The organism is Pseudomaricurvus alcaniphilus, assembly GCF_011440395.1.
Lineage (GTDB): Bacteria > Pseudomonadota > Gammaproteobacteria > Pseudomonadales > Cellvibrionaceae > Pseudomaricurvus > Pseudomaricurvus alcaniphilus.
In genome coordinates this window covers 1-25,392 of sequence record NZ_JAAOIX010000016.1, presented here as the reverse complement: position 1 = coordinate 25,392, position 25,392 = coordinate 1, and the positions used below count along the sequence as shown (strand labels likewise).

The 25,392-nt window shown below is 45.6% G+C and carries 26 protein-coding genes and 1 pseudogene; 17 read left to right on the top strand and 10 right to left on the bottom strand.

What is annotated here, in order from left to right:
- The first annotated feature begins 78 nt into the window (after nt 1-78).
- A complete protein-coding gene (locus G8764_RS21550) occupies nt 79-1,278 on the top strand; it encodes an MFS transporter (RefSeq protein ID WP_166168198.1) in 1,200 nt (399 codons plus the stop codon).
- A 111-nt stretch (nt 1,279-1,389) separates the two neighbouring features.
- Here the strand turns inward: G8764_RS21550 and G8764_RS21545 are convergent, their stop codons facing one another.
- Nucleotides 1,390-2,469: an aromatic ring-hydroxylating oxygenase subunit alpha gene (locus tag G8764_RS21545; protein ID WP_166168195.1), complete on the bottom strand. Its 1,080-nt coding sequence runs from the start codon at nt 2,467-2,469 to the stop codon at nt 1,390-1,392.
- Between the two features lie 204 nt (nt 2,470-2,673).
- Nucleotides 2,674-3,234 (bottom strand): winged helix-turn-helix transcriptional regulator, encoded by a 561-nt coding sequence (locus G8764_RS21540; protein WP_166168192.1) that lies wholly within the window; start codon nt 3,232-3,234, stop codon nt 2,674-2,676.
- A 143-nt stretch (nt 3,235-3,377) separates the two neighbouring features.
- Between G8764_RS21540 and G8764_RS21535 the strand changes: the two genes are divergently transcribed.
- The 8 genes from G8764_RS21535 (at nt 3,378) to G8764_RS21500 (ending at nt 11,657) form a co-directional block, all read left to right on the top strand.
- Nucleotides 3,378-4,358: an aromatic ring-hydroxylating oxygenase subunit alpha gene (locus G8764_RS21535; protein WP_166168189.1), complete on the top strand. Its 981-nt coding sequence runs from the start codon at nt 3,378-3,380 to the stop codon at nt 4,356-4,358.
- Nucleotides 4,315-5,531, top strand: a protein-coding gene (locus tag G8764_RS21530; RefSeq protein WP_425049222.1) for an IS3 family transposase whose coding sequence is annotated in 2 segments (ribosomal slippage) — nt 4,315-4,564 and nt 4,564-5,531 — 1,218 coding nt in all. Because the reading frame shifts where the segments join, the coding sequence is not laid out codon by codon here. The genes G8764_RS21535 and G8764_RS21530 overlap by 44 nt, the downstream gene beginning before the upstream one ends.
- Nucleotides 5,532-5,854: 323 nt before the next feature.
- Nucleotides 5,855-6,298, top strand: a complete 444-nt coding sequence (locus G8764_RS21525; RefSeq protein ID WP_166168186.1) for a hypothetical protein — start codon at nt 5,855-5,857, stop codon at nt 6,296-6,298.
- A 4-nt stretch (nt 6,299-6,302) separates the two neighbouring features.
- A complete protein-coding gene (locus G8764_RS21520) occupies nt 6,303-7,979 on the top strand; it encodes an FAD-binding oxidoreductase (RefSeq protein WP_207952033.1) in 1,677 nt (558 codons plus the stop codon).
- Nucleotides 7,976-8,326, top strand: coding sequence for a c-type cytochrome (locus G8764_RS21515; protein WP_166168183.1), 351 nt, complete (start codon nt 7,976-7,978; stop codon nt 8,324-8,326). Before G8764_RS21520 ends, G8764_RS21515 begins: the two co-directional genes overlap by 4 nt.
- Nucleotides 8,326-9,513 carry an MFS transporter gene (locus G8764_RS21510; protein WP_166168180.1) on the top strand — a complete coding sequence of 396 codons (1,188 nt, stop codon included), beginning with the start codon at nt 8,326-8,328 and terminating at the stop codon, nt 9,511-9,513. Before G8764_RS21515 ends, G8764_RS21510 begins: the two co-directional genes overlap by 1 nt.
- Before the next feature lie 17 nt (nt 9,514-9,530).
- Nucleotides 9,531-10,304, top strand: coding sequence for an SDR family NAD(P)-dependent oxidoreductase (locus G8764_RS21505; RefSeq protein WP_166168177.1), 774 nt, complete (start codon nt 9,531-9,533; stop codon nt 10,302-10,304).
- 66 nt (nt 10,305-10,370) lie between these two features.
- Complete coding sequence (locus G8764_RS21500) at nt 10,371-11,657, top strand: oxidoreductase (protein WP_207952032.1); 1,287 nt, start codon at nt 10,371-10,373, stop codon at nt 11,655-11,657.
- A 357-nt stretch (nt 11,658-12,014) separates the two neighbouring features.
- Here G8764_RS21500 and G8764_RS21495 read toward each other — a convergent pair.
- Nucleotides 12,015-12,233, bottom strand: a pseudogene (locus tag G8764_RS21495) (IS3 family transposase); the annotation flags it as partial.
- 428 nt (nt 12,234-12,661) lie between these two features.
- Between G8764_RS21495 and G8764_RS21490 the strand changes: the two are divergent.
- The 3 genes from G8764_RS21490 to G8764_RS21480 are packed head-to-tail and all read left to right on the top strand — an operon-like array spanning nt 12,662 to nt 15,000.
- A complete protein-coding gene (locus G8764_RS21490; RefSeq protein ID WP_279538491.1) occupies nt 12,662-13,423 on the top strand; it encodes a GMC family oxidoreductase in 762 nt (253 codons plus the stop codon).
- Between the two features lie 25 nt (nt 13,424-13,448).
- The gene (locus tag G8764_RS22655) at nt 13,449-14,282 is read left to right on the top strand and encodes a GMC oxidoreductase (protein ID WP_166168168.1); all 834 of its coding nucleotides are present in this window, start codon (nt 13,449-13,451) and stop codon (nt 14,280-14,282) included.
- Nucleotides 14,283-14,301: 19 nt separating this feature from the next.
- Entirely contained in the window at nt 14,302-15,000 is a 699-nt protein-coding gene (locus tag G8764_RS21480; protein WP_166168165.1) for an EthD domain-containing protein, read from the top strand.
- A gap of 34 nt (nt 15,001-15,034) precedes the next feature.
- On the opposite strand, the gene hpaA is transcribed toward G8764_RS21480, so the two are convergent.
- From hpaA to hpaE, 7 genes are read right to left on the bottom strand one after another with little or no spacing between them, the layout of a single operon-like run.
- A complete protein-coding gene (gene hpaA / locus G8764_RS21475) occupies nt 15,035-16,054 on the bottom strand; it encodes a 4-hydroxyphenylacetate catabolism regulatory protein HpaA (protein ID WP_207952030.1) in 1,020 nt (339 codons plus the stop codon).
- Between the two features lie 35 nt (nt 16,055-16,089).
- On the bottom strand, nt 16,090-16,902 hold the full coding sequence (gene hpaI, locus G8764_RS21470; RefSeq protein WP_166168162.1) for a 4-hydroxy-2-oxoheptanedioate aldolase: 813 nt from the start codon (nt 16,900-16,902) through the stop codon (nt 16,090-16,092).
- A 20-nt stretch (nt 16,903-16,922) separates the two neighbouring features.
- Complete coding sequence (gene hpaH, locus G8764_RS21465; protein WP_166168159.1) at nt 16,923-17,732, bottom strand: 2-oxo-hept-4-ene-1,7-dioate hydratase; 810 nt, start codon at nt 17,730-17,732, stop codon at nt 16,923-16,925.
- Complete coding sequence (locus G8764_RS21460) at nt 17,729-18,109, bottom strand: 5-carboxymethyl-2-hydroxymuconate delta-isomerase (RefSeq protein WP_166168154.1); 381 nt, start codon at nt 18,107-18,109, stop codon at nt 17,729-17,731. Before G8764_RS21460 ends, hpaH begins: the two co-directional genes overlap by 4 nt.
- A gap of 3 nt (nt 18,110-18,112) precedes the next feature.
- Nucleotides 18,113-18,937, bottom strand: coding sequence for a DODA-type extradiol aromatic ring-opening family dioxygenase (locus G8764_RS21455; protein WP_166168151.1), 825 nt, complete (start codon nt 18,935-18,937; stop codon nt 18,113-18,115).
- Entirely contained in the window at nt 18,934-19,248 is a 315-nt protein-coding gene (locus tag G8764_RS21450) for an aromatic ring-opening dioxygenase subunit LigA (RefSeq protein ID WP_166168148.1), read from the bottom strand. Before G8764_RS21450 ends, G8764_RS21455 begins: the two co-directional genes overlap by 4 nt.
- 8 nt (nt 19,249-19,256) lie before the next feature.
- Entirely contained in the window at nt 19,257-20,786 is a 1,530-nt protein-coding gene (hpaE, locus tag G8764_RS21445) for a 5-carboxymethyl-2-hydroxymuconate semialdehyde dehydrogenase (RefSeq protein ID WP_166168146.1), read from the bottom strand.
- A 161-nt stretch (nt 20,787-20,947) separates the two neighbouring features.
- Here hpaE and G8764_RS21440 point away from each other — a divergent pair, with 161 nt between their 5' ends.
- The 5 genes from G8764_RS21440 (at nt 20,948) to G8764_RS21420 (ending at nt 25,363) form a co-directional block, all read left to right on the top strand.
- The gene (locus tag G8764_RS21440) at nt 20,948-21,811 is read left to right on the top strand and encodes a fumarylacetoacetate hydrolase family protein (RefSeq protein WP_166168144.1); all 864 of its coding nucleotides are present in this window, start codon (nt 20,948-20,950) and stop codon (nt 21,809-21,811) included.
- Nucleotides 21,808-22,272 carry a homoprotocatechuate degradation operon regulator HpaR gene (gene hpaR / locus G8764_RS21435; protein WP_166168142.1) on the top strand — a complete coding sequence of 155 codons (465 nt, stop codon included), beginning with the start codon at nt 21,808-21,810 and terminating at the stop codon, nt 22,270-22,272. Before G8764_RS21440 ends, hpaR begins: the two co-directional genes overlap by 4 nt.
- A gap of 20 nt (nt 22,273-22,292) precedes the next feature.
- On the top strand, nt 22,293-23,747 hold the full coding sequence (locus tag G8764_RS21430; protein WP_166168140.1) for an NAD-dependent succinate-semialdehyde dehydrogenase: 1,455 nt from the start codon (nt 22,293-22,295) through the stop codon (nt 23,745-23,747).
- Between the two features lie 135 nt (nt 23,748-23,882).
- Complete coding sequence (locus tag G8764_RS23015) at nt 23,883-25,019, top strand: NAD(P)/FAD-dependent oxidoreductase (protein ID WP_341806443.1); 1,137 nt, start codon at nt 23,883-23,885, stop codon at nt 25,017-25,019.
- 23 nt (nt 25,020-25,042) lie between these two features.
- Nucleotides 25,043-25,363 (top strand): 2Fe-2S iron-sulfur cluster-binding protein, encoded by a 321-nt coding sequence (locus G8764_RS21420; RefSeq protein WP_166168138.1) that lies wholly within the window; start codon nt 25,043-25,045, stop codon nt 25,361-25,363.
- Nucleotides 25,364-25,392: the final 29 nt, after the last annotated feature.

The following is a 25,392-nucleotide window of genomic DNA, read 5'->3' as shown; positions in this document are numbered from 1 at the left end:
GTTTACGAAAATAAACGTTTCGTATAGTAATGCAAGCTAATAATACTTTCATAAATAATTTAGATAGGAGCGGTTGAAATGGGTGAGTTTACCAAAGGGCGGCGCTGGTTATTGGGTGCCTTTATCGGAATAGGCGGAGGTATTGTCTCGTTATATTTTTACTCCGCAGGATTATTTCTCGGGCCGCTGGTTGACGAGTTCGGCTGGTCCCGTAGCCAGGGTTCTCTGAGTCTGGTGATTTTGACGGTTGGCCTGGTAATTGCCGCCCCGGTGACAGGGCAAATGGTGGATAGGTTTGGGCCCGTACGGGTAGGTGTTGTGTCTGCTATTGGACTTGGATTGAGCTTTGCAATGCTTGGATTGTTCACGGTTGGCTTGATAAGTTTTGCTGTTCTTGTGCTGGTACTGAGTATTGTCGGCTGTGGTTCTACGCCTCTGTCATATAACCATGTGGTGGTTACACATTTTGTACAGCACCGCGGGCTTGCACTCGGGCTTGCGATGTCAGGTGTGGGTGTAGGTGCGGTGGTTATGCCACCCTTGCTTTCAGCATTTATCGAGCAATATGGCTGGCGAGCCGGGTATTTGGCATTGGCCACAGTAACTGTCTGCATGGCCTTGCTGGCGGGTTTGTTATTACGAAGCAGTGAAGCCCAAATCAAGAAAATGCACAACAAATCCAGTAGCCAATTATTAAAGGTGTTGGCTAATCCTGCGTTATATACAATCAGTGCGCTGATATTTCTCGCGTCTATTGCTGTACTCGGTACCACCTACCATTTTGTCGCCATGCTGACCGATCGCGGTATGACGCTGGCCGAAGCGGGCTCGTTTGCCGGCTTATTGGGTGTGGCAATTTTCGGTGGTCGCATTATTACCGGGTTTTTGCTAGATATTATTGATCCAGGTATTGTAATCGCGATATTGCTCGCCTTGTCAGCGTTCGGTATGGGTGTTTTATGGCTGGGTGATAATCGGCTTCTCTACATCGGCGCTATTTTGGTGGGGTTTGGCCTGGGTACGGAAGCCGACCTGCTAGCCTTTCTTGTTGGTCGTCGATTTCATGTAAGCCAATTCGGTACCGCATATGGTGTTATTTTTTCAATCCACGTTATCGGTGGTGGCTTTGGGCCTCTGTTAGGCGGGTTTTTGTTTGACTATAGCGGGAGTTATGAATCATGGCTGCTGTTTGCGTGTTTGGCCATGGTAACTGCCGGCGTTATTGCTTTAGTGACGGAGCGAGGGCGTCCGCGGGAAGTGTGTGCAGTCAGCGGCTAAGGCGTTTTTGCAACTGTGCTTAATTGGAGCGCACTCCTAGATGCCAGTGCGTGCCAAATAAAAGAAAGGCCCGATATTGGAGGCCTTTCTTTTATTTGAATGGTTAAACGACTACAGAATTCGTCGCTTGTTTTCTTTCGGCTCCGGTAACGGATTATTGTTATTTTCTTCGCTTAGTTTGGCTTTCCAGCGCATTCTGAAATGCGTAAAAGCTTCGTCGGCGGAGAAGGAACGCGGTACAAAGTCTGGGCTTTTCACCAAAAGCTTCTGCTGCTCTTCGATAAAAGATTCTTTCAGCGATTGGGTGATTGCTGGATTGTCGCGGTCACGGTTGTGCAGGTAATCCCAGAAGAAGTGCGTGGTATTGCGGGTTTCCGGGGTCATAAACTGGCAGTTACGGTACTCACGACACTGGCTGCGATCATTGTCTTTTTCGCTCCAGCCTGCCGGCGCAAACAGGGTTTCCATCAGGAAAACGCCTGGGATATACATGGCCATAGAGTTGCAGCGATCAATCGGGGTATCGTGTTCAGCTTCAGGAATGACCTTTTTGTGGAAGGGTGGTGGCAGACTGTCGTGGTGCCAGCGCACGGCGCGAAAACCGTTGTCCACTTTTTCCAGATTTTCAATATTGGTGTCGTAGGCATAGGCTTCTGAACCACCCAGCGTATTGGCGTGAACAAATGCTACGTGAGAGAAGTCGCTGAGGTTGTCGACAATCAGCAACCAGTTGGCGTCATAGTGCAGATAGTCGCCACGATCAAAGCCTCGCCATTCGTCTGGCTGGCTGAGGGGAGCGAAATCGTGGATATCATTTTCATCGGCCAGTGCGGGATCGCCCATCCATATCCAGATCAAGCCGCCTTTAGCAGAGACCCGGTAGCTGCGAACCGCCATTGTGCTGGCAATATGATCCTGGCCTGGAATATTTACAACTTTGCCTTCCGGGTTAAACAGCATGCCGTGATACATGCAGCGCAGGCAGTTACCTTCTACACGGCCAAGAGACAGTGGCGCCGCACGATGGCAGCAGCGGTTATCCAGCGCTACGTAGCCTTCTGTTTCGGATTTGTAAAATACCAGGGGAATGTCGCAGATAGTCCGGGCAAGCTTGTTGTCGGCTTTTTCAACCTCCCATTCCCAGGCAGCGGCGTACCAGGTGTTTTCTAAAAAATATCGCTCTTGGCTCATACAGACTCCCATGCTTTATCATCTTGTTGGTATGTGTTGACCTATATTATGTGTCCGGGTAGAGAAATTGAAAATGTCATATTCTACTTGATAAATGTACTTTTCAGTTGCGCGGGGGGGTGCGTAGCAACGCTTCGAAACTCTGCCTTTTAAGGCCGGAAGATTAAGTGGGCTTAAATCTAAAAATTCATCACTCTTATTTTTTTAGATTGATTTTTCAGCAACATTTTCCATCGCATTGATGATGTATTCCGAATTTTCAGTGATACATTGAATAACCTCATCAATCAAAGTACTGATTTCCCTACCTGGTTTGGTAAGACGATATTCAACATGTGCTAAACGCGAGGGTAAAACAGTCCTTTCAACCAGCCCATATTCTTCAAGTAGCCGTAGGTTATAAGTAAGCATACGTTGTGATATTGGTTGTTGCGGCGTGAGTGTTGAAAATATGCGCCGCACAGTTGATGGTCGAAGCTCTCCTTGCTGAAGGATAGTGAGGATGGCACTTGACCAATAGTTGCCGAATAGGGAAAGAATTGCAGATATTATATTACCTCTTTCTCCGCCTCCGTAGTGTACCTGCAGCGCTGCTATATGTTTGATGTGACTGATTGATCCTGAAGCGATTGATCTGGTCCCTCTATTGGAGAGTATTTTTTCAAGACGTTCAGTTATTAATCGTAGATCCTCCTCACGTGTAGGGTTTTCAATTGATATGTTTGTGTCGTTACTATTTGATTTTCTAGGATTTTTCTTTTTCATAATGTGCTTGTATGTAGGTATGAGTGTTCGAATTATTTATGTATCACTGCTGAGAACAAAATTGTGCCTGATTTTCATACTATTTTATGCACATTACACTAAACCTCTCTCAATTAGAAAATACAAACTAGAGGAGCTGAATAATGAATTTACCCCTGAATTGCTGGTATCTGGCTGCCTGGGAGAAGGAATTGCCAAGAGGTGAGCATCTTGCACGTACCATAGCCGAACAGCCTTTGCTACTTATGTGCGATGAAGAAGGAAACATGGCAGCCCTTCTGGATCGCTGTCCCTACCGATTTGCTCTCTTGTCCAAAGGCCGCTTTAGCGAGTGTAACAAAGAAGTTGCCTGTGGGTATCATGGATTAAAATTTAACAGTAAGGGGGAATGTTTGGAGAATCCACACGGGCCAATTACTGAAAAAATGTGTTTAAAAACCTTTCCTGTCTGTCATAGGTATCGTGGCGTATGGGTTTGGTTGGGTGATCCCAGTAAAGCAGATCCTAGCTTGATCTCTGACGATTTGGGCGATGTGGAAAAATACCCAGAAACGGCGCAAGCCAGTGGTGTCTTGGAGGTTAAAGCTAATTTTCAATTGTTGAGTGACAATATTCTTGATCTTAGTCATGGCGATTATCTACATCCGGAAACTGTAGGTGGTGGTTCGGCGACGCGTGCTAAGCAATCGCTGGAACAGGACGAGAAAGAGATTCGTGTCAGCTGGTTCTGTGAAAAAGAAAAGCCACTGCCGTTGTTGGCATCGGCTTTCGAAGAGAATCAGTTGGTGGATTTCAATATAAATGTTCGTTGGACTCCACCGAGTACCATGTGGTTGAACTTTAAGAATTACCCGACGGGTAATCCAGAGGGCAAAGGGCAGGATAATCTCGCTTTTCACATAATGACTCCGGTTGACTCCAAGACTTCTCTATATTTTTATTGGATAGGTCGAGGCCAAGATCAAGACAATAAAGAGTTGAATGAGATTTATCATCAGACAGGTATTCAGGTGTGTAGTGGTCTAATGGCGCCGGACACATTAATAAGAGACAATACCAGTCAACGATTGAGGTGTCATCATGAAGCAAAAACGCACGTACAGACAGTACCCCAAAGAGTTTAAGGAAGAAGCTGTAGCGCTGGTTCGAGATCAAGGCTATTCAGTGCCAGAGGCGGCTAAATCCTTGGGGATTGCTACCAACATGCTCTATAAGTGGAAGGAAAAGGTTGAAGCCGAGCTAGAGGGAAAAGTTCTGGTTGAAGATGAGCGGGCTGAGTTGAAGCGCTTGCGCAAGGAAGTTAAAGACCTGCGTATGGAGAAAGAGATTTTAAAAAAGGCCAGTGCCTTCTTCGCGAAAGAAATGAAGTAAAGTACGACTTCATCGATCAAAAATCCTCGCGCTTTCCGGTGGTGATGCTGTGTCAGGTTATGGGTGTTGGCACCACGGCGTTCTACGATTGGCGAAAGCGTCCTACTAAACGAATTACCGAGGATACACTTCGTTTGTATCGGACTATGAAGCGTCTGTTTGAGCAAAGCCGAAGCAGCCTCGGTAGTCGTGAGATGATGAAGAAATTAAGCGAAAAAGGCTTTTCCATTGGCCGCTATCGGGTACGAAATTTGATGAAAAAGCTTGGACTTTATGTAACTCAACGTCTCGCATACAAAGTAACGACTAAGCGGAGAGCCAGCGATGCTGTGGCCGATAACTTATTGAATCAAAACTTTACACCGCTTGGCATGAACCAAGTGTGGGCCGGTGACGTGACGTATCTTAAAACCGGTGAAGGCTGGATGTACCTGGCTATTGTGATGGATCTGTATTCGCGCCGTATTGTCGGCTGGCATATTGATAAGCGCATGAGATCGGATTTGGTGAGCAAGGCATTGATCAAGGCATATAACTTACGGCAGCCACCTGCGGGATTGGTGTTCCACAGTGATCGTGGTTCACAGTATACGAGTAAGCATTATCGAAAGTTGTTATCCAGCTATCGTATGCGAGCGAGTATGGGAGATGTAGGAGCTTGCTGGGATAACGCTGTTGTTGAACGATTTTTCGGCAGCCTTAAGCACGATTGGATTTTGAAGATTACTCAACCTACACGTGACCATATGAGGGCCGATGTGGCTCGCTATATGCGTTACTACAATGTTGAACGGCTGCATACGGCTAACGGTGACCTATCGCCAGTGGCATACGAGAAGCCGGGAAAAATGACCGGCAAAATGAGCAGTCGGTTCTGCTCGAACCGAGCAGGTTCGGCGGCTCAGTTTGGTGGAAAACTAGCGTAGCGCGTTAGCCGATAAGTTCTAAATATTTAATGTCCGGTTTTTGTTGACCAGTACAGTTAGACAGTGTGGGTGATTTTAGCTCGACACCGACCTCAAAAAGTATTGCGGTGGAATTGTTGCCATATAATAGTAAAAAAATAGTTTAGGCAATGTTTTTATTGAGGGTTGACCGATACGATACGTTCTGTATACTTATTTATAAATAATAATCATAATAATTGGTTCTTATTGGTATGTTAAAAAAATCTTATCAGATTACTTGAATTTTTCAATTCTAACTAATCAAGTGTTCTCAAGGGCAAATCTCTATTTAAGGAGTAATTATGTTTAGGGATATTATGAAGAAAGAAATGAGACGTAGGCAATTTCTTTTAACTCTAGGAGGGGTTTCTACACTAAGTGCAATTGCTGTAACTCCTGCTTTGGCGGCGATCGAGAGTAAACTGAATCAGGATAAGCGAATATGGAATGTCCAGTATGCAGTTACAGATAAGAGGCTTGCAGAGAGCTTAGACTTTGGTTATGTCTATATAAAAAACGGTAGTAAGCGTCTGGAAGTAACAGATGGTATAACGAAGCTATGGCAAAAATCGCTCAGGCCTATTTGGGAAGAGAGCGGTTCTATAGTTGTAGGATTGACAAGCTATGAGGTGTTTCAGTGCTTAGCTGAACAGGCGCGAAGTCAATCACGACGTGCATTTATTCTGGAGCAGTATGAAATTGCTTATGGTGAATATTTCTCAAATGTTTCTTGGGTCATAGAGTAAGAATATGAAAATGCCTGTAAATGTTTCCCAAACTGATTTCATAGCTGCGCTTGACAGTTTTGCTCTTATTGTTGGCAAAGAATGGGTCTTTACCAAAGATGAAGACTTGTTTCCATATCGCGATGCATACTCGCCCTTGAGAGCTACATTCGAAGATAGAAGTCCATCGGCTGCAGTTGCTCCAGCATCTGTTGATGAAGTGCAATCAATCGTTCGTGTAGCGAATAAGTACGAAATTCCGCTGTATACAATATCTACTGGTAAGAATCTTGGCTATGGCGGAGCTGCTCCTAACCAGTCTGGAAGCGTGGTACTTGACTTAAAGCGGATGAATAAAATTATCGAAGTAAATGAGAGTAATGCTTACGCTATAGTCGAGCCAGGTGTCAGTTATTTCGATCTTTATAATTATATTCAAGAACGAGGTCTGAAGTTATGGCTAGATGTAGCTGATCCTGGCTGGGGAAGTGTCATGGGTAACGCCTTAGATCATGGTGTTGGACACACAGCATCGCGATTCCGCAACCATTTTGACTCTCACTGCGGGCTTGAAGTTGTTTTGCCTAATGGCGAGGCAGTGCGTACAGGAATGGGAGCTATGCCGGGTTCTAAAACTTGGGCTCAATTTAAGATGGGTATGGGGCCTGTTTTAGATGGTATTTTTTCTCAATCGAACTTTGGTGTAGTCACCAAGATGGGAATTTGGCTGATGCCTCAGCCCGAAGCTTTCATGCAAGGTGTTGTTACAGCACCGCTATACGATGATCTACATGAGATTGTAGAGTTGCTCAAATATGCCGAGAACAGCGGTTTAGCACCAGGTGCTCCGGAGTTAGGTAGTCCATTATTGGGCATCAGCAATTACGTGAAACATTTAGTTGATGCATTCTATGAAGGCCCTCCACAATTAAGAAAAGAACATGTTGACTTAATAGCGAAAGCAAGTGTTGGCTATTCAGCCGACTTACAGCGTTATGGTCTAAATAATAAAATCCCATACTGGAATTTACATCTTAAGTTTTATGGGCCTAAAAAAGTTATACAAGCCCAGTGGGAAGCAATACAAGACTTGGCTTTAAATAAAATTAAAGGCGTAGGTTTTAAATCTGGCCCAATCCAAACTGATCCTAAAAAAGCAGCAGATGAGTGGACTTTTTATCCCCAAGATGCTGGTGTTCCAAATATGGACTTCTTTGGTATGGGTACCCGCGCAGGTGGTAATCCGCATCCGATGCGTGGGCATATGTGGTTTTCACCTGTTATTCCCCAAAGCGCTGAAGGAATATTGGAAGCAAATAGCGTTTTTGAAAAAGCTCATCGTAATATGTCTGCTCTACAGGATATACCAATTTGGAACCTAAGACCTTTTGCATTACCAGCCCCATTCTTTGAACGAACTTTTTTGTTCATACTCGGCTTTCCAATTACAGATGATGTAGCAATGAATAAAGCTTCTATTAAAGCATATAGAACGCTACTCGATATCGCGGCTGAACATGGGTGGGGTGAATATAGATGTCACCCTGAATTTCAAGATCAAGCAGTTGGACTTTACTCTCACAACAATAATAGCTTGTTACGCTTATCTGAAACGATCAAAGATGCAGTCGATCCAAAAGGTATTTTGTCACCAGGTCGCTATGGAATATGGCCAAAGCATTTAAGGGGAGATAAAAAATGAGTGCGGTAAATTCTAAATCTCTACTAATTTTTTTTCTTTCAACTTTGGTTAGTTTTGTCTCTATCTCTGCGAACTCTTCGAGTGAGGAACAGGAAGGTAAGAAAGTATTTGATAAGTGGTGTGGTATTTGTCATGGGAAAAGAGAACGCATGCCTGGGACAGCGTCATTAGCGATTAAATACGATGGAAATCTTCCTGCAGCTCTTGAAGAGCGTACAGATATGTCTGCAGAGTTCATTAGATACTATGTACGCAATGGAGTGATGATTATGCCAGCTTTCAGGGCTACAGAAATCTCGAATGCAGAGTTAGATTTGTTGGTTGATTACTTAAAGGCTAAAAAATAATGCACACATCTACTTTTGATCAGTCTAATGATGTTAATGGCAGTGCGTTGCATGAAACACGTAAAGGGATTGCCGCTTTAGTAATAGGGCACTGTGCAGGTCTAATGGACATAACAGCATTACCAATTTGGGTAGGTATTGTGTTAGTCGGCCAGCTAGCATTAGAGCCTCAGAGTGCAGGTTTGCTTTTGACTTTGTTTTTAGGTTCTGTTGTCGTTAGTAGTCTGTTTATTGCTCCTAGAGTAACTCGCTTAAACCGTAAAGTAATTACTACTCTTTCATACACTGTTGCTTGTATATCATTTGCAACGATGCCTGCGACATCAGATATATACATAGCATTAGCAGCTGTACACATTGTTGCAGGTTTGTCAGTGGGCTGTGGTCTTTCAATAGTTCATGGAACTATGGGCTGTACAAAAAACCCACATAGAACAGCTGCAATTGCGTTTACAACTCTGAGTCTCGTTTCCATATTTTTGATGGCCTCAATACCACCACTTGTTACAACTCATGGTCCAAACGTTTTCTTTTATACAATGTCTGGAATTATGCTAACAGCTGCTGCTGCATCAGTTTTGGCATTTCCAACGACTATATCCTCAGCTGTTAATGAATCTTTAAAAGCATACAGAATATCAAAGTATGTCTGGTTTACCGTCGCAGGAGTTAGTTTATTGATGGTATCCCATTCAATGGTTTTTGGATTTATCGAACGAGTAGGGAATTCTCAAGGATTTAGTTCTGAGCAAGTTACAACAGTTTTAGTGGTGAGTGGTTTTGTTAATCTCATCCCAGTAGCACTATCAGGATTGCTAGAGCGACATTTGCCTGCAACAAGTGTAATTATTGCAGGCCCTATTATTCAAGCTATATCAGCTTTTTTAGTAACGCAATTTAATGGATATGGGCTTTATATAGTTACCACCTCAATTTTAATTTCAATAGTGACTTTTACCCATGTTTTTGCCTTTGGGGTTCTCTCAAAACAAGATCCATCAGGGCGAGTTGTTGCAGCTACACCAGTCATGGTTATGGTGGGATCCGCTACAGGACCATTAATTGGAGGCGTTCTGGCACAGCATATAGGTTATAGCAGTCTTGGATGGGCAGCGGTAGTGCTTGGTGTAATGTCGGCTATGAGTTTTTACATTGGCACAAAAAATCGAACAAAAATAATTAAATAGTTAATCAGAGGATTTAAATGACTGAGCGCCTTAAAGATAAAGTAGTGTTATTGACTGGTATCGGTAGTGGAATGGGTCGAGAAACAGCAAGGCTTTTAGCAAGTGAAGGAGCAGTGGTGGTAGGTTGCGATATAAACCCTGATACATCTTTAGAAACACTTAACTTAATAAAAGCTGATGGATTTAAAATTGATGTTACAACTCCACTAGACTTAACAGATCCTAAACAGGTTTCAGAGTGGATAAAATCGGCAGCAGAAAAATATGGTCGTATAGATGTTTTATACAACAATGCTAGTTTGCCGCGTTTTGGCTCTTTTAAAACACAAAGTGATGAAGATTACCTTTTTACCATTAAGAATGAGCTAGATCTTGTTTGGTATGCATGTAAGGCAGCTTGGCCATATTTAACTAAATCACAAGGGGCCATTGTTAACATTGCTTCAGTAGCTGGTATTCAAGGAGCAAGAACCCTTCCTCAGGCAGCCCATTCAGCAGCTAAAGGTGCAGTTCTTGCTCTTACACGTCAATTGGCTGCCGAGGGTATGGCAGTTGGAGTTAGGGTTAACTCTGTAAGTCCTGGAGTCATGGATACACCTCCAATTAAAGCAATGTATCAGGAGTTGGGTAAGGACGCACCTGTCAACTCCATAGTAGAGCGTACTTTAACGGGTAAACCTGGTAACCCAAAAACTGTTGCTTGGGCCGGGGTATATCTTGCTTCTGATGAAGCTAGTTGGGTAACCGGTATAAATATCCCTGTAGATGGTGGAGCTAGTGCTGTCATGTAACTGATATTGCTTCTAGATAATCCTATTAAAAAATACATAATATAGTGAAGAGATGTTTCTATGAGAATGACTACAAGTGATAGTGTAAATATTTTGACAAAACCACTAATAATTAACGGCCTTTCTATTAAAAACCGTTTCATTCTTGGACCGATGGCAGTTCTTCGACCTACAGATGATGGACGTCCAAGTGAGCAAACCATAGCATTTCTTAAGCGAAGAGCACAAGGAGGTATTGGTTTAGCAATTGTGGGAGGATCGGTCTGTAGCGAGCGGGCCTGGGGTGAGTCTCCATTTACACCTAACCTTCGTTTCGATAAAGACGAATTTGTTAATGACTTGAAACGTTTGACCGACGCTGTTCATGAACATGATACAGCTATATTTGCTCAACTTTTCCCAAGTTTCGGACGCATGGGGGTTCCCCGAAAGGGAAGAGAAATAATAGCGGCTAGTTCTAAGTCGGTAGATATTGGTTCAAATGGTTTGCCGGATAATCTATATATTCCGGGAGGTCGTGTGACTCCATATCCTAAGGAAGCTACATCTGCTGAAATAAAAGAGATTGAAGAGAGTGTAGTCTCTGCTGCTAAACGAGCTAAAGCAGCAGGTTTTGATGGAGTAGAAATTGGAGCACATATGTGTTACTTCTATTCGTCTTTTCTTTCGCCGCTTACAAATAAACGCAATGATGAATATGGAGGTTCTACTGAGAACCGAGCACGTATTTTAAGGGATGTAGTTGCAGCCGTAAGAAGCGAAGTGGGCACCGGTTTTCCAATTGGTATTCGTATTAGTGTTAATGATCACAGTCCATTAGGACAAGACGCTTCTGGCTTCGCTGATGTCGCATCATATATAGCTTGCTCAGGCTTAGATTTCATTTCATTGAGTGATGGTAATTACGAATCAATGAGAGATAACGTTCCTAGCGAATCCGGAAATATGTTAGCCCATGGAGAGCCTCAGGTATTTCGTAAAGCATTGGGCAATAATATTAAATTATTTTTATCTAGTACCCCTGATCCAAGGCAAGCTGCTGAAGCAATTAATGCCGGATATGTAGATGCTAATATGTTGGCAAGGCAAATGCTTGCAGACCCAGATTATGCAAATAAAATAATTCAGGGGCGTGAAAATGAGATAGTTTGGTGTGACCATTCTAATTCTTGTCTCCGTCGCTTAATGATTAATGCTCCTGTTGCTTGTCATAAGAATCCAGAGATGGGTCAGGAAGATCCAAAAGCAAAAAAATCTAATGGTATTCAGAATTTTATTGTGTGGGCTACCGGAAATAAGCATCTTATGAATTTAGCTGATAGAGCAATTCGTGGTGTTCGTAAGGTAATATAGTCCGAAAAAGTACATTAAATAATTCTAGAGGTTGTTGTCACTTTGGGAGAGATAGATGTTGTCACCTATCTCTCCTTTTTTTATAGCTGAATTGTTAGTAATAATTAAATTATATCGATCAATAGCTGATTGTAAGAATATAATTAGTAAGACCATGAATAGTAAGCAGGAGAACCCTTCCTTAAAAAGAGAACTTAGCTAAAATGTAGAAGTTCAGACCAGATCCGACACATCATCTTGAAAAAGAGAGAGTTACCCGTTTTGATAAAGGTGTCGAATCTTAAATCAAAACAAAAAGGTAACTCTCATGATCCATACTAACAACCCCATCATTAAACACAAAGCCGGTTGTTCTGGTCAACCCAAGCCGGACACTTTTCTTTCAGACAATTCGTAGTTGACCGGTGTCATGCTGTTATTAGCCGTGTGCAGCCGGTCATTGTTGTAGTAGCGAATATAATCCGCGACATCTTTTTTCATCTGTTCACGCGTCGGTTGTGCGACTTTTAAAATCCAATCGTGCTTCAAACTACCAAAGAATCTTTCCACGACTGCATTATCCCAACAAGCACCAACACTTTTGGACTGAAAATGCTCACGCGGACAACACTAAAATGGAATCTTATGTGCTGACAGATTACAGTCTGACTTATTTCAGCTCAGATGATAATTGGAGCTTGGGAGCCTATATCCATAACATCCGCGATGAGGCAGTGCGAGTGGGTGGGAACACCCCTAGCACGATCTATGCTCCGGTTTCTGTTTATGTGCGAGACCCACGAACCTTCGGTATTAGATTTGGCTACAACTTTGAGTAGTTAGTCCTGACTTTATGGTTAAGTTTCAGGTGTTTCGGAGTTTACGATAACCAGCTGAAACTCAACGCAACAAGGACGTTGTTTTTATAAGTCTCTGCTAACCAGAACGTAGTTAGAAACCCTCGCTATATCAGGTAGATGATGGCGTAAAAAAGCTAATTAAAAAAGCTTTAGTGATTGGAATTAATGATGTCTTATTATGATTATATTGTAGTCGGCGCTGGATCGGCCGGGGCGGTGATCGCCAGCCGTTTAACAGAAAATAGCGCCAACAAAGTGCTTTTGTTAGAACGAGGAAAGCGCAGCCGGGGGCGTTTTACTCAGCGTCTTCCGTTGGCATTTCCCGTTACACACCAAGATAAAACAGTGGCTTTTAGCATAACTGGAGATGACGAGCCAGGACTAAATAATCGTAATATGGAAGCTTTGTTCGGTAATGGCCTTGGCGGTAGTCCGACCATCAATGGCATGATTTATACGCGGGGACATTGGCAAGATTATGACAAATGGGAAGCGTTGGGGGCTACCGGCTGGGGCTACCGTGATGTCTTACCCTATTTTAAACGCTTGGAAAACAGCTGGCGTGGCGACAGCAAATATCACAGCAGCAAAGGTCCTGTTAGTGTTATGCAAGTGGATACCCCAATTTTGCAGTACGAGGCTTTGGAGCAGGCTGCTGTCGCCGCTGGACACAAACGCGCCACCGACCCTTATGCTGAAGAAGATGAGGGTATTAGCCGTATTGAATTAACTATCGGCGAAGGTGAACGGTGCGATACCGCTCGCGCTTACCTTAAGCCTGCACGCTCCCGGGCTAATTTGACGATTAAAACCGATGCTCGAGTGTTACGCATTCTGTTTGAGGATAAACGTGCGGTAGGTGTCGAAGTTGAAATTAACGGCTATATTGAAACCATAAAAGCCAATAAAGAGATTGTCTTAATGTAGTGGTGCCATTGGATCACCGCAACTGTTGCTGCTCTCTGGAGTGGGGCCTGCAGACGAACTGCGTGAGCTGGGTATCGACTCCGTCGCTGATTTGCCTGGTGTGGGGCGTAATCTGCAAGAGCACCCAATCGCCCCCCTTATATGGAAGGCGAAAACCACAGAAACGCTGCTGCGTTATTTGCGTTACGACCGGGCTGCCCTTGCGAGTTTGCAATGGTTGTTATTTAAAAAAGGCCCCTTTGTTAACAACGGGCGCCATGCAACGATTTACACACGAACTCAACCTGATTTGGCACAACCTGATATTCAGATGGTGGCCACGTCGGTCGGGCTGGACTCGCTGCCTTGGTTCCCCTTGATTACCAAATCTGCTGTTCACCGTTTTGTATGCCTACTGGGTCCTTTTCACCCGAAAAGCCGCGGCTGGGTTAAATTGCGTTCAGCTGACCCCATGGATACCCCCAAAGTTTTTTATAACATTTATGATGAACCTGAAGATCTGAATAGCATGGTGCGCGGCATGCTACAGGCCCGAGAAATCTATGCTCAGGAACCTCAGAAAAGTCTTATGGAAGAGGAATTGGTACCGGGCAATCAGATTGATACCGAAAAGGCCATGCGAGCTTTTTTGCGACAAGCTACCCGGATCGGACAACATCCAGTGGGTACCTGTGCGATAGGACAGGGCCCTGATGCGGTGGTCGACCCGGAGCTTCGTGTTCGTGGGGTAGAGGGGCTGCGTGTGGCCGATGCCTCGGTAATGCCATTGCTGACTGGTGGCAACACAAATATTCCTTGTATTATGATCGGTGAGAAAGCCGCGGATTTAATACAGGGTAGAGAGCGAATTCAATTTTAAGTCTTGGTAAGGAGGGGAAATGTACAAAGTTATATTGTTGCTTTCGTTATCTGCAGAATTTTCATTGGATCAATTTTCAGCCAAATGGGTTGCTCTACCTTGGGCTAGTATTAAAGAAAATTCAGTTGTCGTAAGCCATGTGCATAATCGTGGAATTCCTGGTGCTATTCCAATTCAAAACGCACCAGCGGCTGAATTTGATGCTATTGAGGAATTTTGGTTTGCTAGTGAAGCGGATGCTATAACCTATTTTTCATCATATGCTTTTCGGGAATTTTGGAATTTCTATTGCTCTGACATGCTGGCTTCAGAGCCTATGACCTTATCGGGTAAACCGTCACTATTATGGGTGCGGGAGGTCGATTTTTCGCCTGACCCGTTAAAAATTATCACTCTGCCGGTTCGTAACAGTGTTATGACACAGGAGGAATTTGCTCATCACTGGGTTTATGTGCATTCACCAATTGGGTTGGCTGGGCCGGGTACAAAAGAACGATTACAAAGGTTGGAACCCATGCCAGCAGACGATGAAAGAGTTACGGAGTTTATCGTTGCACCATTTGACGGGGCTGGAAGTATAGAATTTTCAGATAAAAAACACTTGCAAATAGAGTTTAGTAGTGATTATTACAAGGAAAATCTTGCCCCAGATGAACTACGTTTTACTGATCCGTCAAAATCTTTTGCTTTAATGGTTATTCCTTTTTTAATTCAATAGAATGGTTTGCAGCGCTGTATGTGGCAAATATTGATTAGCTTGGCATATTATTTAGATTGGTTTTTCGATAGATTTGCACTGTAGTTCCTGTTTGTCGCTTAAAAAAGCGTGAGAAGTAGGCGGGGTCGCTGAAGCCGAGGCGAAAACAGATTTCACTGTTGGAAAGTGCATTAAATGTAATAAGCCGCTTGGCTTCTTGTATTAAACGATCATGAATAATTTTTTTCGGTGATCGATTGGCAATTTTCTGACAGATACCGTTGAGTCGGCTCTCAGATACACCCAGTATTTGTGCGTAATATTGTAATGGATGGTGATGTTGAAATTCGTCTTCAATGAGCTTTGCAAAATGGCGAAAAAAGTTCAACTCGTCGTTGTTGACCGTCGTTCCCTGGTTGTCTTGTTTGGCGAACCGGATCAGTTGAATAAGGATAAGCCGGACATAGTCTTCGATAGCGATTGATCTGGCGGTTCGATCGGCTTGCCATTCAGTGCGAATTTGCTGAAAAAGCTGAGTGAGCAACAGCCATTGCCCCTGTTGCGAGGTTTCCAACCTGGCCGGGTCAATGCAGATGCCCTGACTAAAATTAAAACTGGACTCTATAGCCATGCCATCTTTGATCAATTGCCAGCACAACACTTCATGGATTGTGAGTACATGACCGTCGGCGCTACTGTCGATGTGAAAGGAATGCGGGGTCGCCGGTGGCGTCATAAAGCAGCCGGGGCCACTAAATTGATAGAGCTGGTCGTCGATATGAAAATTGATCCGGCCACTGCGGATAAAGTGGATCTGCAAAAACTGCGCGTGCCGATGAATCGGCATGTCATGGCCGAAAAAGCCGGATAAATTCCCGAGGGTTTCGTAATGAATCAGACTGTCAGCGTAGCGCTGATCGTAGTCCTCTCCAAGAACGATATTGGGAATCCAGTCTGTGATTTTTTCGCCAGTCATTATCGTGCGGGTTACTCGGCTTTTGTCTGTTGCAGCGGTGCTATCTGAATTGTAGTCATTACCTGCAAAAACAGAAACCGAGCAGCCATTGAGCGGCACAATGCGCCGCTTTTACGTGATGGGCCAGAGATCGCTTAATAGGCCCCGTTACCGCTGTTGTTTGGCTCTTGCTTGTCGTCTTTGCTGAGGTGATTCTTAAGGATAGAACTGGCCGTTGTGGCAAGAACTAGAGTATCCACACCCAGTGCAATAAACTGCATGCCGGCCTGCTCATAGGCGGTTGCAATCGCTTTGTTGGTTGCCAGGGTGCCTACCGCTTTGCCGGCGGCAATAATTTTTTGCGTCGCGGTAGTTACGGCAGCTTTCACTTCCGGGTGTGCAGGTTGGCCCAGATAACCCATTGAGCCAGCAAGGTCCGCAGGGCCGATAAACACGCCGTCGATGCCATCGACCTTCAAAATTTCATCGAGGTTGTTCAAGCCGGTAACGGATTCAATTTGTATTAACAGGCACAGTTGCTCATCGACTGCTGCAAAGTAGCCAGTTATTTGATTCCAGCCAGACGCTCGTGCCAACGCGCTACCAACACCACGCACACCGTTTGGGGGATAGTGCATGGCTTTCACCAGTTGGGCTGCCTGTTCTGCAGTTTCTACCATGGGGACCAGCAGAGTTTGCGCACCGATGTCCAGCATCTGTTTGATTAGTGCGGTATCGCCTTCAACCACACGGACAACTGGATGGCTGCTCGTACCAGAAATAGCTTGTAGTTGAGCCAAGATGGTTTGCAGGTTATTCGGCGCATGTTCGCCATCAATTAACAGCCAGTCATAACCGGTATAGGCGCAGAGCTCTGCCGACAATGGATTTGCAAGACCGAGCCAAAAGCCGTATTGCTGTTGACCATTACGCAGCGCTTGTTTAAATGTGTTCTGTGGGATTTTCATTAAGGTGCCTAAGTTCGTATCTAAATAAAGGTGCAGTTAATTTCGCCGAGCGGGCCATAGTCTGCACGGAAAACATCGCCTGCATTAGCGATCACTGGAGCCGTAAAGGAGCCGGACAAAATAATCTGGCCAGGTTCCAGTGCAATGCCGTGAGGCGCGAAACGTTTACCCACCCAACAGATACCATTGGCGGGATGGTCGAGTACCCCGGCTGCGAGACCAGTTTCTTCTACCACGCCGTTACGGTAAAGCAGGGCGCCGCTCCAGCGCAGATCAATCTCGTGCGGTTCAAAACGATTGTCGCCAACAATAATCCCTGCATTGGCGGCGTTGTCGGAAATGGTATCCATCACCGTGCGTGTATAGCCGGTATGCGGATCAACACGGAAACTGCGTGCGGCAATCAGTTCCAACGACGGCACAATGTAATCGGTCGCCTCCAGCACATCGTCAATGGTCAGGTTGTCGCCGAACAGGCGTTTCTTCAACACAAAGGCCAGTTCGACTTCAATGCGCGGATCGGGAAAATCTGCCGCGCGGATGCTGCAATTGTTGTCGAAATACATGGACTCCAGCAACACACCAAAATCCGGGGTGTCGATTTTCATGGTGCGTTGCATAACGCGGGAGGTAAGCCCGATTTTATATCCGATGACTTTATCGCCGGCGGCAATTTTTTTGTTCACCCAGGCAGATTGTACGGCGTAGGCATCGTCCATATCCATGTCCGGGTGGGCCTGGGTGATGGGGGATACTTGTTGCCGGGTTGCTTCCGCCTGAAACAGCGCATCCGCAGCGGCCTGAATATTGGCGTTACTCAGCGTGCTCATAAATAATCCTGAATATTGTTTTTGTTGTACTTGAGAACCGGCTCAAGTTCACGCATTTCGAACGACATGGCGACGCCGCCGTTATCAAAACAGCTGTGGAAGTGTGCTTCAAAGACATCGAAAAAAATCTTTGCCGCGGCTTCTTTTTCTTCCATGGTTCTACCGGCGCCGATCAATACTGATAAGTGCATAAAAACGTGATTGGGATTGCCGTCGGCCATGCGATAGTCGTTGCAGGCGAAGGCGCGACTGCGAATGCCCTTGTAAGGGAATAGTCCGGTATCCTTCGCACTGGCGTGCAGTTTGCTGAACAGATTGTGTAAATCCAGCACCTCATTGCTGAGATTGCTGGAATACTCTAGAACAAAATGCGCCACGGTTTATAACTCCAGTTCGACAATGCCAATGGTGCAACCGACGGCGAAGATTGGAATAGGTCGGTAATAGTCAACGCGCGCCTTACAGCCTTCGGTGGCTCCAGATATTGCGATAAACGTGCGAATTTCAAATCCACCTTGGCCACCTTCTTTCCAGGTTTCCTCATCGGTATAACTGAGCATGCTCTGCTTGTCGTTAGAGGTCCACTTGTCGAGAAACGCTTTGTCCCAACTGGTGTCGATCTTGCCGGAGTCCGGTGTAGCCGGCCAATGTGAAATACCGCCGGTGCCGACAATTGCAATCCGCTCCGGTACAGCATCACACGCTTTGCGTAATGCCTGACCAAATGCCCACGCACGGTGCAGCGGTGTTAGCGGTGGCCCCTGACAATTAATGTTGACGGGAATAATATCAAGATCGTAATTAGGCGTGAGAAAGTTCAAGGGTACGCTAATGCCGTGATCAAATTTCCATTCTTCTGCATAGGCCACGTCGATATCATTCAAGACCTTCTGGATAATACGTTTAGACAAATCAGGGTTGCCGGGAACCTTGGTGCGAGGAATGCCGAGCCATTCGGGATCTTCAATTGGTCCTTCGTATTCTTCACCCATACCAATGCAATAGGCTGGCATGTTATCCATAAAAAAGTTTGCGAAGTGTTCCGCGGCAATAACAATCAGTGCGTCTGGTTTGGTTGCCTCAAGTGCTTGGCGCATTTCATCAAACGCTTCATACAAACTGTTTTTATCATCAGGGGCTGCCATGTTTGCTCGGCTAGTAATGCCTGGTGCGTGGCTGCAAACTCCTGCAAATACTAAACTCATACTGCCCCCTTACCATCTGTTGTTACGTAGAGCCCGGCGCGTACATTGCCGTAAATTTCCAGCGCATCGCGCATGGCTTTAATATATTCAGGCCATGCGTAGCCGCACATAGCTGCATAGTGCATTAAAATCTGGCCGTTTACGCCCATGATATAAAGCAGGCCAATGTCGGGTTTTACAATTGCTTCGGCTTCTTCTTCATCCAAGCGATAGTTTTTTAGAACCGATTGTTTATCGGCAAAAAATTGCGCTTGTAGCTCTGTGCTTTTGTTAAGGTTGTAAAGTAATTTTTGGGTTTGATAGAGGCTCATAAAATTACCTATAGCTTGCCAATTTTTGGCACAGAATGTGTGCCATGTGCGAAACAGACGTTTTTGGTTTCCATGTAAAAATCAAAACTGTAATCGCCACCGTCGCGCCCAATACCACTCATTTTAATGCCGCCAAAAGGCGATGGCAGATTGCGGTTGTTTTCTGAGTTTACCCAGAGCATGCCGGTTTCAATCGCATGAGCCAGACGCATAGCGCGTCCTTGGTCGTTAGTCCAGGCATAAGCAGCTAAACCGTAGTCGCTGTCGTTGGCAATGCGAATCGCATCGGCTTCGGTATCAAAGCTGATAGTTGTCAGTACCGGGCCAAAAATTTCTTCGCGGGCAACCGTCATTGAGTTATTGGCATTGGTAAACAAGGTTGGCTGCACGTAATTACCTTTATCGCTCACAATTCCATCACGATAATGTTCGCCACCTACAGCGATTGTTGCACCGTCTTGCTTAGCAATATCCATATAGCTCATCACTTTGCGGTAATGACTACCATGAACCAGTGGGCCAACTTCAGTATTTGGGTCGAGAGGATGGCCAACTTTCAAACTTCTGACTCGTGCTTCCAGTGCAGAGAGGAATTTATCTTGTATGCTGGACTGAATCAGCAATCGGCTGCTGGATGTACAACGCTGGCCGTTCAGGCTGTATAACATAAATACGGTTGCGTCTAACGCACGGTCAAAATCGGCATCGTCAAAAACAATGATGGGATTTTTGCCGCCCAATTCAAAATGTGTACGTTTTAGGGTCGCTGCGCCTTGATTCATAATCATTGATCCGGTGCTAGATTCGCCCACAAAGGCAACGGCCTTAATGGCGGGGTGCTCTGTCAGGCGCTTACCGGCTACCTCACCAAAACCATTCACCATGTTCCAAACTCCGTCGGGTAGGCCTGCTTCTTTACTGGCTTCGGCAAGAATAACGGCAGACAGTGGACTGAATTCTGCAGGTTTGTGAACAATAGTACAGCCTGCGGCTAAGGCTGGAGCAATTTTCCAAGTAGACAGCATAAATGGCGTGTTCCATGGCGTGATGACGCCAACGGGGCCAATAGGTGTGCGCATGGTTAAGTTGGTGTGTTCCTGCTGATAGAGAGCTTGGCCGTTTGCGGCCTCTGCTGCCTTGTCTGCAAAGAAGCGGAAGTTTGCGGCGCCGCGCACGGCCGCCTGCTTCATAAAGCGTATTGGCTGGCCGCAGTCTGCGCTTTCTACCAATGCGATTTCTTCAGCACGATCAACGATTTTGTCTGCCAGTTTGTTCAGAATCTTCTTGCGCTCGGCTCCCGGTGTAGCTCGCCATTCCGCAAAAGCAGCGTCAGCGGCCTCGCAGGCGTTATCGATATCGGCAATTGTGCCTTCGACAACTTGGCCCAAGCTACTGTTGTCAATTGGCGTTAAGTTCTCGAATGTTTTTACATTGTCGGTACTTGTCCATTTGCCGTTAATGAAGTGGCCTGTGACATTGGTTTTGAAGCGTTGAAGGTAGCTTTCGGCAAGGTTTTTGTTGTGGTCGAAGTCACTCATGATTTTTTCTCGTGTAACGATTGGTTTAAAATAATATAACGCGTTAACTAAGTAAGGTCAATTTATGTCTTTAATATGGTGTTTTAGTGCTAAAAATCAGTTTACAAGTTAATGTGTTAAGTATATTCTGTTTTTCAAATGGATAGTGGAAGGTTCTTTATATGCGTTTAGTTAGTTATGAATACCAGGGTATTGAAGGGTGGGGTGTCGTTGTTGCGGGTGCTGGTGGCGATAAGGTGGTCGATTGCTCAAATGTTGCACCTACTTTAAAAGCTGCAATTGAGCAGGGCTTGCTAGTGGGTTTGCCGGCAAGTGTTGACCAGCGTTCAATTCCTCTGGAAGAGGTCACTTTATTACCGCCAATTACCGCGCCAGAAAAAATTCTGTGTATCGGCGTTAACTATGCAAATCGCAATGCAGAGTATAAGGACGGCAGCGATGAGCCAACGAAGCCGAGTGTATTTATCCGTTTTCCGGATTCTTTTACTGGCCATAATCGCCCGTTGATTCGGCCGCCGGAATCCCACCAGCTGGATTATGAAGGTGAAATCGTTATTGTTATCGGTAAGGGGGGGCGTCGTATTAAGCGTGAGGATGCCTATAAGCATATTGCCGGTCTCACTATTATGAACGAGGGTACGCTGCGTGATTGGGTACGCCATGCGAAATTTAACGTGACTCAGGGTAAGAACTTTGTGCATTCTGGCTCTATTGGGCCGTGGCTGGTAACGGCCGATGAATTCTCGGCCGAGCAGTATGAAGATATGCGGGTTACGACCCGTGTGAACGGTGAAGTACGGCAAGATGACACGACTGCGAGTATGATGTTCCCTTTTGCTTTCATCATTGAATACCTCTCGACCTTCTGTGAGCTGAAGCTGGGGGATGTGATTGCCACCGGCACACCAAATGGTGCTGGAGCACGGTTTGATCCGCCTAGATATTTGGTTCCAGGGGACATCGTTGAGGTTGAAGTTGAAGGCGTTGGTACTCTGGTTAACGGTATTCAAGACGAGGTCATATGAGTAATAAAACCCGCCCAATGAGAGCGTTTCGACGTTCTCTTCCTATGTCACTGTTACGCGCACGTGAGGCAGTGATGAAAAATTTTGTTCCACATTTACGTGAACATGATTTGTCGCCGCAGCAGTGGCGGGTTTTGCGCGCACTTTATGATGATGGCGAAATGGAGATGACGGCTCTGTCGGAGCTTTGTTACCTCTTGATGCCGAGCTTATCTCGTATTGTGCAGAACTTGGAAAAGCGCGAGCTCGTTCGCCGACGTGCATCGGATAAGGACTTGCGCTGTTCGCTAATCGTACTTACTGCGAGTGGCGCCGAGCTGGTTAAGATTGTAGCGCCGCAATCTGAAGCACGATATGACCATATCACTGATGTATTTGGTTACGGAAAACTAGAGCTGCTTTATGAGCTACTGAATGAATTGACAGAAAAGTTGGAAGGCGACTCAGATAACTCCCCGTAGAACTTATTGATGGAATTACTATGCTAAAACTTAATCGTCAGGAGCTTCTGTCGACAGCTTCCTATATCAATGGCCAGTGGATTTCGGAATCAACCAAAGAAATTGAGGTTAAAAACCCAGCGACCGGAATGCTGATTGCCAAAGTGCCAGCGTTGGGTACGGCAGAAACCCGTGCTGCCATTGCAGCAGCCAAGACGGCGATGCCGGCTTGGAGTGCAAAACCCGCAAAAGAAAGGGCGAGCATTTTGCGCCGCTGGTTCGACCTTATTGTCGAAAATCAAGACGACCTGGCGAAAATACTAACGGCAGAGCAAGGTAAAACGCTCGCTGAGGCGCGCGGCGAAATCAGTTACGGCGCTAGCTACATCGAATGGTTTGCGGAAGAAGCTAAGCGGATCGATGGCGATATTCTGCAACCCCCAAGTAATGACAAACGCTTGTTAGTTATTAAGCAGCCTGTAGGTGTTGTTGCGTCTATTACACCATGGAACTTCCCCTGCGCCATGATCACGCGCAAAGCTGCGCCGGCACTGGCGGCTGGTTGTACATTTGTTGGTAAACCTGCCAGTGAAACCCCTTTGTCTGCTCTTGCTCTTTGTGTGTTGGCCAAGGAAGCCGGTATTCCTGATGGTGTGTTCAATATGGTAGTGGGCAGCTCGCGGGAAATTGGTGCAGAGATGACCAGTAATCCGGATGTACGCAAGCTGACGTTTACGGGTTCCACCCCTGTGGGTAAAACGCTCATGGCGCAATGTATTCCTACCTGTAAAAAAACCTCTATGGAATTGGGTGGTAATGCACCGTTTATTGTTTTTGATGATGCGAATCTCGATGAGGCTGTACAGGGTGCGCTGGCGTCCAAATACCGCAATTCCGGTCAAACCTGTGTTTGTTCTAATCGCTTGTTAGTACAGGCCGGAGTATACGACGCATTTATAGAAAAGCTACAGCAGGCAGTAAGTGAGTTTAAGCTTGGGAATGGTTGTGACGAAGGGGTTACTCATGGGCCGTTGGTCACTGCTTCTGCGGTAAATGATGTGGCTATGCTTGTAGATGACGCGGTAGAAAAAGGCGCAAAAATTATTACCGGTGGTCGGCGCTCTGATCTTGGTGCGTGTTTTTATGAGCCGACGATTTTGGCTGATACTACCGCAGATATGCGCGTTTTTCGCGAAGAAATTTTTGGACCAGTGGCGCCTGTGTTTAAATTTGAGACGGAAGCCGAAGCCATCGACATGGCTAATGATACTGAATTTGGTTTAGCGGCTTATTTTTACACCGCTGATTTGGGGCGTATTTTTCGGGTCGGTGAAGCACTCGAATACGGCATTGTCGGTGTTAACGAAGGCATAATCTCCAACGAGATGGCCCCGTTTGGTGGCGTTAAAGAATCAGGCTCGGGGCGCGAAGGCTCTAAATATGGCATACAAGATTATCTTGAATTGAAATATATGTGCTTGGGAATTAAAACCTAAGAGCAGCAATAACTAATAATATTTTTTTATTCATTCTTTCATGATGGTGAGCAATTTGAGTAATCCACATTGCATTATTATTGGTGGTAGCCACGCTGCAGCACAGTTGGCCCCAAGTCTTCGCCAAAAGGCGATATCACTATTGTCAGTGCTGAGCCGGTATTACCCTACCAGCGGGCACCGCTTTCAAAAACCTATCTCGCTGGCGACAAGGGCATTCACGATATTCTTATTCGCCAGCAAAATTTTTATGAGCAGCAAAGCATTCAAACCCAGCTTGGTGTGCGTGTCAGTAAAATTGATCGCTCTTTGAAAAAGCTGATCTTGAGTGATGGTGCGGAAATGCATTATTCAAAACTTGCCCTGACCACCGGCGCACAGGTTCGCAAACTTCCTATTCCTGGCAGCGAGCTCGCAGGAGTGCATTATCTGCGGGACATGCACGATGTTGATAACATTCGCCGCTTTGTTGGGCCGGGTAAAAAAGCTGTCATCGTGGGTGGCGGGTATATTGGATTGGAAACTGCTGCCGCCTTGAGAAAGCTGGATATGGATGTGACCGTTCTTGAGGCGCAAGAACGGGTATTACAACGGGTTACTGCGCCTGAAGTCTCTGCGTTTTATACACGCATTCATGGCGAAGAAGGCGTTAATATTCTCGTCAATACGGTAATTGAATCTGTTGTTGGTGATAAGCATGCTGAAGGCGTTGTGTGCACGAACGGCACAACGCTACCAGCAGATCTGGTGATTATTGGTGTGGGTGTATTACCGGTAACGCAGCTGGCAGAAGATGCTGGACTGGAAACGGATAACGGTATTGTTGTGGATGAATACGCACGTACTAACGACCCGGATATTGTTGCAGCGGGAGATTGTACTAATCACTACAACCCTATCTACAAACGTCGCTTGCGTTTGGAGTCCGTCCAAAATGCGGCGGATCAGGCAAAGGTGGCTGCTGCAACGATCTGTGGCAAGCTTGAAGCTTATAATGCTCTCCCCTGGTTTTGGTCGGATCAATATGATTTGAAACTACAAATCGCTGGGCTTTCGCAAGGCTTTGACCAAGTGGTTGTGCGCGGCGACATTAGTGGTTCAAGAAGCTTTTCGGCTTTCTATTTGAAGGATGGTCAGTTGATCGCGGTGGATGCGGTTAACAGCCCAAAAGAATTTATGTTGAGTAAGCGTGCAATTACGAACGGCTTTACTCCAGATTTGGAAAAATTGGTGGATAGTCGTTGCGCCATCCAAGAAATTTTTAAACATTAAAACGATATATACAGAGGTGAAGCATGCCAACAGTTACATTTTTGAATCATGACGGCTCCGCTCAGGAAGTTAATGTAGAAAGTGGTACTTCTCTAATGCAGGCTGCTATAGATAATGGTGTGGAAGGTATTGTTGCGGAATGTGGTGGTGCCTGTAGCTGTGCTACCTGCCATTGCTATATAGCGGAAGGGTGGATGGAAAAGGTAGGGCTGCCGTCTGACCTTGAGCGTGACATGTTGGATTGCGTGGTTAAGCCAGGGCCGACCAGTCGCCTTGGGTGTCAGGTCAGCGTTACAGAGCAGCTAGATGGGTTAGTTGTCCGTGTGCCCGAGGCACAGTACTGATCGTTTTATACGTCAAAAGATGTTTAAGA